This is a genomic window from Rothia sp. HMSC075F09 (assembly GCF_001810515.1).
Classification (GTDB): domain Bacteria; phylum Actinomycetota; class Actinomycetes; order Actinomycetales; family Micrococcaceae; genus Rothia.
In genome coordinates, this window is record NZ_KV801764.1 from 1 (window position 1) to 1,607 (window position 1,607).

General features: G+C 56.4%; 3 protein-coding genes. All 3 read right to left on the minus strand.

The window, feature by feature from the left end:
• Positions 1 to 116: 116 nt before the first annotated feature.
• Positions 117 to 446 carry a hypothetical protein gene (locus tag HMPREF2749_RS00540; RefSeq protein ID WP_070592989.1) on the minus strand — a complete coding sequence of 110 codons (330 nt, stop codon included), beginning with the start codon at positions 444 to 446 and terminating at the stop codon, positions 117 to 119.
• 35 nt (positions 447 to 481) lie between these two features.
• Positions 482 to 1,138 carry a ParA family protein gene (locus HMPREF2749_RS00545; protein WP_070592990.1) on the minus strand — a complete coding sequence of 219 codons (657 nt, stop codon included), beginning with the start codon at positions 1,136 to 1,138 and terminating at the stop codon, positions 482 to 484.
• Positions 1,139 to 1,280: 142 nt separating this feature from the next.
• Positions 1,281 to 1,484, minus strand: a complete 204-nt coding sequence (locus tag HMPREF2749_RS00550) for a hypothetical protein (protein WP_070592991.1) — start codon at positions 1,482 to 1,484, stop codon at positions 1,281 to 1,283.
• Between the last annotated feature and the right edge of the window lie 123 nt (positions 1,485 to 1,607).

Here is a 1,607-nt window from a genome sequence, read left to right on the forward strand (position 1 = left end):
ATTTCGAGAGAATTTCAGCGCGCCAGGTGCGCGAGGGCATAAAAAAGTTCCCCCCTCGCATCATGCACAAGGGGGGAACCAGCAAATCAGTTAAGAACACTGTACCACGGGTAAGGTCAGAAGTCCAGCGGCACCTCTGCACCGTAACGCTCCTCCAGAATATCGAAGATTTCTTCGTAAATTTGCTGCATACTCTTTTTCTCCCGCTTTGCGGCATACCTGACTAGCTCCTTCTGCTGTTCAGTGCCGCGAAGGGTGTAAATGGTGAACACAATGCCCTCTGCTCGGGCGATTGCTCGCGCTGTCGTATCCATTGCGCGGGTCTGTGCCGCCGCGTCGATATCGTGCCGCTCGCTCTTGGCCACAAAGTCCTCAGCGCGGCGAGAACCTGCGCGACGGGTGCCGCCTCGCTTCTGCTGTGCCTTCGCGTTGATTGCCTGTGCCATGATGGGCACCTCCTAAAAGTCGTCGGGATCGGGTCTTACGCGCCCGCGTAGTCGAGAATTTCCTGAGCCAATGCTTGCATTTCCTCGCTGGCCTGCTCAGTGCGGGCGCGCTGCTCCACCACGCCCCGCCCTTCTTCCAGAGCGTCGGGGTAAATGCGGCGATTGAAAATCACCGCGTCCGCCAGGGCGAACTCTTCCGGGCTATCCTCCAGCGCGGCAATAGCTACCTCGCGGTGCTTACTTCTGGGGTGAGTGGACGCGCGAGTGATGACCACCAGCATTTTTAGCGCGGCGTTGATGATGCGTGCTTCGTCCATGCGGGCGAGAAATTCTTTCGTGCTGTCCAAGTCGGGCGTATCCGCGTTGGTCGGAATGACCAGCACGTCAGAGACAAGGGCTGCGGTACGCAATTCCACAGAGTCTTTACCTGCCGTGTCCACCAGCACAAGGTCATAGACCTTCTCCAGGTCTGCAAGCGTAACATTCAGCCTGTCGGTCTTCCGTAGGACGGTGACCGGTGCCAAGTCTTCGTGTGCTTCGCGGCGGGCGGACCACATAGAGGACGTGAAAACGGACGGGTCGGCTTCAATGACGATTACGCGGTGCCCGGCGCGCTGATAGATTGCGGCGAGATTGACCGCGAGGGTGGACTTCCCGGTGCCGCCCTTGTGGCTGCCAATGGTGATAATCATGATTTTCTGCTCCTTCTGATGCAGTCATTGCATAATGCAATGATAGCACTCTGCAATGATTGCACGGTGTGCGTGCTTGTTGATCCGAAAGGTTTAGACTTCCCCCTCTCGCCCATGCGAGAGGGGGAAGTGAAGAGGTGCCCTAGCGGGCGTTCTCTTCTACAATTTTCCAGAACTCATCTACGGTGACTTTGCAGGCGAACCCTTCATCAACATCACCGAGAACCTTCTCAGCGATTGCGTCAATGTCGAACTCTGCCCGTGCATCTTCCACGTCGCCGTGCTCGATAGGTTCGATAATTTCGCGGAAAATTGCCTCATCAACGCGGCTGTACTTGCGGGTCATTGCGTTATTCCTTCCGTTGGAGTTAGTCGGCCCGTCCAGGATTGGGTGGTGCCGCCGGTAGGGTGTGAGGTTTTCCTCTCCTCTTCCCTATACTTATATTGTAGCACAGCTGAACGCATATAA

Bases quoted from the DNA above. Each gene is read 5' to 3' on its own strand.
- HMPREF2749_RS00540 (WP_070592989.1), bottom strand. From the start codon at position 446: ATGGCACAGGCAATCAACGCGAAGGCACAGCAGAAGCGAGGCGGCACC.
- HMPREF2749_RS00550 (WP_070592991.1), bottom strand. From the start codon at position 1,484: ATGACCCGCAAGTACAGCCGCGTTGATGAGGCAATTTTCCGCGAAATT.
- HMPREF2749_RS00545 (WP_070592990.1), bottom strand. From the start codon at position 1,138: ATGATTATCACCATTGGCAGCCACAAGGGCGGCACCGGGAAGTCCACC.